Genomic DNA, 6775 nt, shown 5'->3' with positions numbered 1-6775 from the left:
GTTTCTCTTTTCTATACATTTTAACGCTTTTTGCTGCAAGAGGTTTTACCCATTTTAACCCTTTTTCTTGCACATTTTCTATCTTCTATCCCCTGAATCTCTTAATTTATCCAGGTTTTAGCTTTATTCAGCAAGCCCTAAATAGCGAAGTTTTTGACCAACTCAACCGCATGGGTAAATTGCTGCTAATTTTCGATGGCTTTGACGAAATGGCAGCAAAAGTTGATCGTCAACAGATGATTAATAACTTTTGGGAACTGGCAAAGGTAGTAGTTCCCAGTGCTAAAGTCATCCTCACCTGTCGGACTGAGCATTTTCCAGAAGCGAAAGAAGGACGTGCTTTACTCAATGCAGAATTACAAGCATCAACTAAAAAATTAACTGGCGAAACACCGCAATTTGAAGTTTTGGAATTAGAGAAATTCAACGATGAGCAAATTCGGCTGGTGTTGTCATTCCAAGCTGAAGCAGCGACTGTTGAGCAAGTAATCAGCAATCCGCAATTATTGGATTTAGCTCGTCCTCCGGTGATGACTGACTTAATTTTAGAAGCATTGCCAGAAATTAAAGCGGGTAAACCTGTGGATATGTCACGAGTTTATCTCTATGCAGTGCGGCGCAAGATGGAACGAGATATCAAAGCCGAGCGTACTTTTACTTCTTTGGCAGAAAAACTGTACTTTTTGTGCGAACTTTCCTGGGAAATGCTGTCTAATGACCAAATGAGCCTCAATTATCGACTGTTTCCAGAACGCATTCGTCGCTTATGAGGTAATTGTACAATGGATACCATAAAGTCTTATCGGCATATAATTCAGTCGTTGTTGACAGATTACGCTGCTATCCCCATCGCTAATGGGTCGATAGATTGCTACACTGTTTTTGATCCGAAACAAGACCATTACCAGGTCATGAATGTGGGATGGGATGGCCATCGGCGGGTATATGGTTGTGTTTTACATTTGGATATTAAGCAAGGAAAGATTTGGATTGAGCAAACATATGACGGAAATGAGAGTAGCCCAAGAACTTGTGGATCTGGGGGTAGCAAAGGAAGATATTGTGTTGGGGTTTCAAGCTCCGGAAATGCGGCAATATACGGATTATGCAGTTATGTAAATTTTTTGTAACAAATTGAAGGCAATCGCCTTTGTCTATATACTTTTTTAGTGGGTAGGAAGCCTATACTTACCCGCAAGGGAAGTGTAGGTAGTTCACTATATAGACAAAGGCTTTCGGTCTTATATCAATGCCACATCTCATCTTCAACCGCCTTGTCACTCGTTAAGGTCAGTTCCTTTTCCAGTTGTGGGAGTATTTTTTTTGTGACTTGCAGCCGTTTTCGTCTTTTCTGGATAGCGAAGGCAGCACCCAAGATGAAGATGCCTAAACTCGAAGTGGGGGAAACCTCAAAAGGTACAGGGGTTGCAGCGAAAGTGCCACCGAAATCAGAGCTACTAAAGTCACTGTTACCAAAAGTGATTCCAGAGGCGGCGGAGGTATTTAGCAAATAACCACCAACATCATCATTGCCTATGGAAAATCCATCAATGGCATCGGAATTTCCACTCTGCAATACTAGATTATTCCCAATATCGTAGTTAAAATTGAAGGCTGGAGTGAAAAGTTGAAGCTGATTCAAATCATAAGTTGCCAGGGAATTACTAACATCATCCCTGAAGGTGATATTAAAAGCTGTGAATTCATTAGAGCGAGCAAAACCATCACTATTCGCGTCATTGAAATTAAAATTACCCGTAGCTGAGTAACCTGAATCTCCAGTCCAATTAAACTCAAAGGTTATAGCCTGGGCTGACAATGCCCCTTGGAGACAACCGAAAAAAGTGATTGTGCCGATTGCAAACTTAACAAGTTGACGCATGATCTAGATTCCTTTTGAGTAATTAAGTGATTGGTCGGTACTGATATTTGATTTATACGACCTAAAAATTGACGAAATCAGAACTTCCAAGAACATTGATATTGACGTTAATCAAAGTTGCTAGGAGTGAGCTATCACTTGCTCGCCAAATTTGAGCGTTAGCGTTACTTTGAACAAAGGACAAAGCGCCAAAGCTTAAGCCATTCGTTAAGCCGAATTTGTCAAGACCGTCTGCGTAGTCGCGGATGGTATCAGCTTCATTGCCAGGTTCGAGGACAAAGATATCAGCGCCCGCGTTGCCCCAAAGGTTGTCATTGCCTAAGCCACCATAGAGCTTATCATTACCGTTACCACCATAGAGTAAATCATTACCAGCATCACCGTAGAGGATGTCATCATCGTCTTCTCCATAGAGTCGGTCAACGCCATTGTTGCCATAGAGCGTGTCGTTACCAGAACCACCATAGAGGAAGTCATTTGCAGAACCCCCGAAAATGCTGTCATTTCCGGCATTAGCATAGGCTGTGACGGCTCCTGTTCTAGCACTGGCATTAATGGTGTCATTACCGGAACCTGTTCTATAGGTGGCGGGTTCAGAACCTGCTGGTGCTGTAATTGTCTGATCACCAGTGCTGCTACTCAGGTCTTGGTTGACGGTGGCTGGAGCAACGTTGATTGAGAAAGTGGTGGAAACTGTTCCCCCATTACCATCAGATGCTTGTAGTGCGATCGCAGTAATGCCTGTGCTGCTAGGAGTTCCGGTCAGGGTGCGAGTGTTGGCATTAAATAACAGCCAAGCAGGAAGACCAGGTGTGCTGAAAGTGAGTGTATCACCGTCAGGGTCACTAAAGATATTGTTTGGTAAGGTGTAGCTGAAGGCTTGACCGTTTTCAGTTCGTTGAGAGGGAATTAGATTGTTGACAATAGGCGCATCGTTAACATTGTTAACTGTGAGGGTAAAGTTGTTAGTTGCAGTAACACCAGCTTTATCTGTAGCGATCGCCTTAATATTCAAATTCCCTACATTGTCATTAGTTGGTGTACCGCTAAAGGTGCGAGTTGTAGGATTAAATGTTAACCAACTTGGTAAAGCATTCCCATTTTCTAATCTTGCGGAATAGGTAAGAACATCACCAGCATCAACATCAGTAAAGGTGTTAGTGGGAATCTGGAAGTTGAATAGTTGATCTTCGTTTGTGGTTTGATTTGCGATCGCATTTAATAATGTTGGTGCATCGTTAATATTTTCAACTGCGAGAGTAAAGACATCACTAACAGTTGCACCGGCTTTATCTGTAGCGATCGCCTTAATATTCAAACTCCCTACATTATCATTGGTTGGAGTACCGCTAAAGGTGCGAGTTGTGGAATTAAAGGTTAACCAACTTGGTAAAGCAGTACCATTTTCTAATGTTGTTGAATAGGTGAGAACATCACCAGCGTCAATATCAGTAAAGGTATTAGTGGGAATTTGGAAGTTGAAAGCAGTTCCTTGTTTAGCGTTTTGATTTGCGATCGCATTTAATAATGTTGGTGCATCGTTAATATTTTCAACTGCGAGAGTAAAGACATCACTAACAGTTGCACCGGCTTTATCTGTGGCTGCCACTTTAATATTCAAATTCCCTACATTATCATTAGTTGGTGTACCGCTAAAGGTGCGAGTTGTGGAATTGAAGGTTAACCAATTTGGTAAAGCATTACCATTTTCTAATGTTGCCCAATAGGTAAGAACATCACCAGCGTCAATATCAGTAAAGGTATTAGTGGGAATCTGGAAGTTGAATACTTGATCTTCGTTTGTGGTTTGATTTGCGATCGCATTTAATAATGTTGGTGCATCGTTAATATTTTCAACTGCGAGAGTAAAGACATCACTAACAGTTGCACCGGCTTTATCTGTGGCTGCCACTTTAACATTCAAATTCCCTACATTATCATTGGTGGGAGTACCGCTAAAGGTGCGGGTTGTAGCATCAAATGTCAACCAATTTGGTAAAGCATTACCATTTTCTAAGGTTGCAGAATAGGTAAGAACATCACCAGCATCAATATCTGTAAAAGTGTTTTCTGGGATAGTGAAACTAAAGGCTGTATCTTCCGTTGCGGTTTGATCCCCGATGGGTTGAGCAACTGTGGGTGCATGATTAACTACAATTTGTTGGTTGCCAAAATTAATTCCTGTACGGACTTCACCTGCTGTCAGGTTGACGGTATGAACAAGGTTAATGGTATTGTCGAATATGGTAGTTGCGCCATTGTTATTGTTGTTACCTGGATCAACAGGATTGGGGTTAGGAGTTGTACCACCGAAGTTGAGGATACCTTCTGCGAGTTTCAATAAATCTACACGAGGATAATTTTTCCCAGTATTGGTAACGTTGTCATTCTCGTTATCACCGTCGTTGATAATGACACTGTTTGTATCCAGGAGATTACGGAACTCATTAACTGTCAGTTTCCGACCAAGTTTTTCCACTGCTATCTGCTGTGCGAGAGTTGCCACACCTGTCATGTATGCCGTTGCTTGGCTAGTTCCTCCCATAGAGGTAGTACCACCACTGGCATTAGCACCTGTAATTAAGATACCAGGAGCAAATACATCTAACAAGTTGGGATCGCGTTGGGAGAAACTAGCAATTTGATCGGCAGTTGTTGTATAATCAATTGCACCACCAACAAAGTTTTTCTGACTACTAAAGTTATTAGCCCAAACCGCACCAACCGCGACGACATTGGGATCTATCGCCGGGTAAGCTAATCCGGGTTTACTGCCATACTGATAGAAGCTATTACCTGCGGCGGCGCTGATAATGATATTTTGGGAAGCGATCGCTGCTAATTCATCACCAATGCCATAGCGAGACGTGGCTGTTGTCCAGTTTTGACTATCTCCCAGAGAAAGGTTGACAGATGCAATATTATATGCTGTGCTATTAGCGGCGACCCATTGCAGGGCTTTTTCTAAATCGGAGAAGCTGCCAGCACCGTTATCTTTAAAGACTTTTAAGGCGATAATATTAGAGTCGGGGGCAACGCTGGTAAAGATGCTGGCAATGTGAGAACCGTGATTGTTTTTATCACTGGCATCTGTGTCATTATCGGCAAAGTCGTATTCATAGACAATTTTATCAGCAATACCGTTATTATCAGCATCAGCCCCAAAGATGGGATGATTTAAGTCTATGCCTGTATCAATGATGACAGTAGTTAAACCGTTGCCTTTGATGTTAGCAAAGCGGCTATCTGCCCGGAAATTATCCAGGTTAATTAAAGAAGCTGCCTGACTATCCACAAAACTGGAAATTGTGGTACTCGGACTTTCTAAAGGAGGCGTTACTGTAGTATTGGCAGGGGTATCGTCATCAACAATAGTCACAGTAGCACTGCTTTGATTACCGATGGTTGCGCCACCTGTGGGGTTAGTCAGTTTAATTGTAAAATATTCGTCTCCTTCAACTTTCTCATCGTTACGAATTTTGATGGCATTAGGATTACCTAACAGGGCATTCTGCACATAAACGAGTTTGCTGGTTTCATTTGCCGCGAAAGTGACAGTAATCGGAATATTGTTGAAATCATTATTGACGGAACTAGCAGCACATCCACATCCTTTAGCCGTACCATCAATGAAGCTCAGTGTGGCACTAACTGTATTACTGGCGTTTCCTGTGCGAGTTACCCAAATTTCCGTTAATGCAGTTCCATCTTCCTTAACTATATAATTAGCCGCATTAAAGTTGAGTTGAACCTCGTTGGTTGAGTTGAGGGGCGAAATAATCTCTAAAGTTGGCGTATAAAGGGGAATTTCCGCGTTGGTGGTGGTGATATTAACGCCGGGGAAGGTTTGCTTCCATCCTGGTTGTTGAACTTCAGCGACGGTGTAAATTCCCGGACGCAGATTAGTAAATTGATAATTGCCGGTTGTGTCGGTAATAGTTGAAATTTCACCATTGTCTAATTGTCCGTTGGTGTTGGTATCGAGGTAAATTGTCCAACCTTGTAAACCAGTTTCTCCAGCATCTTTCACCCCATTACCATCAAGATCATGCCATTTCATCCCCCGAATTTCGGCATCATTATCGGTAATGCTGACCGCAACATTAGGAAGTGCGACATTGTTGTAATTAGCATCTGTACTGCTAACATTATGGCTAATTGTACTGGTGTGGTTGCCTTCGGCGATAGTGTCGTTAACGGCTGTCACGGTAACAGTTTGGGGAGTATTCCAGTTAGCAGATGTGAAGGTGACGGTAGTTTTATCAATGGTAATTTGATTACTACCGTTTAGGGTAACAGTCACATCAGCAGTAGGTTGAGTTTTGAGAACAAGGGTATAACTATCAGTATTACCGCCTTCGGTAACGGCGGTGCTACCACCACTTTGAGTTAAAGTAATGCCGGGGGTTGGCGGTGCAGCAATGGTAAATGTTGCGGTTTTGGCTGCATCACCACTATTACCCGTATTATCTTGGATGGTAGTAGCATCAACTTTTAAGCTATAAAGACCGGGAGTGTTAGTTAAACTATCTAACCCGTTAATGCGATAGGTTGTATCAGAGAGATAGGTAACAGTGACGGTATTAGGTAAGGTGAGGTTAACACCGTCGCGGGTAAGGGTAAGATCACTCTGATCAAAGGTATTGAGGTTAATTTGTTCAGAGAATTGAACATCAATAGTATTGACTGGGTTAGGGGTTGAGGTGGGAACATTCAGGAATTGACTGATTACTGGTGGGGCGACATCTGCAAATACCTGAGTTCGATGTAAGAAAACCAGCTAAAAATGAGTATTCAAAAGGGTTAGAGGCTTTTCTGGAAAGAGCCTATATTCTCAATAAACATTAATTATTGAGAATTAATAGGAAACCAGCCTAGATTTAAGTAAATTTT

The 6775-nt window shown here is 42.1% G+C and carries 2 protein-coding genes and 2 pseudogenes; 2 read left to right on the top strand and 2 right to left on the bottom strand.

Annotated elements, in window-relative coordinates:
• Nucleotides 1-104: 104 nt before the first annotated feature.
• Together PN450_RS00625 and PN450_RS00620 are read left to right on the top strand one after the other, a co-directional pair.
• Nucleotides 105-767 (top strand): annotated as a pseudogene (locus PN450_RS00625) (NACHT domain-containing protein); the annotation flags it as partial.
• A gap of 15 nt (nucleotides 768-782) precedes the next feature.
• Nucleotides 783-1119, top strand: a pseudogene (locus PN450_RS00620) (element excision factor XisI family protein).
• Between the two features lie 127 nt (nucleotides 1120-1246).
• Here PN450_RS00620 and PN450_RS00615 read toward each other — a convergent pair.
• Together PN450_RS00615 and PN450_RS00610 are read right to left on the bottom strand one after the other, a co-directional pair.
• The gene (locus tag PN450_RS00615) at nucleotides 1247-1882 is read right to left on the bottom strand and encodes a PFE-CTERM domain-containing protein (RefSeq protein WP_271835039.1); all 636 of its coding nucleotides are present in this window, start codon (nucleotides 1880-1882) and stop codon (nucleotides 1247-1249) included.
• 61 nt (nucleotides 1883-1943) lie between these two features.
• Nucleotides 1944-6185, bottom strand: coding sequence for a putative Ig domain-containing protein (locus PN450_RS00610; protein WP_271835037.1), 4242 nt, complete (start codon nucleotides 6183-6185; stop codon nucleotides 1944-1946).
• Nucleotides 6186-6775: the final 590 nt, after the last annotated feature.

The organism is Dolichospermum lemmermannii CS-548, assembly GCF_028330815.1.
GTDB classification, from domain to species: Bacteria; Cyanobacteriota; Cyanobacteriia; order Cyanobacteriales; family Nostocaceae; genus Dolichospermum; species Dolichospermum lemmermannii.
This window is presented reverse-complemented; position numbering and strand designations above follow the sequence as displayed.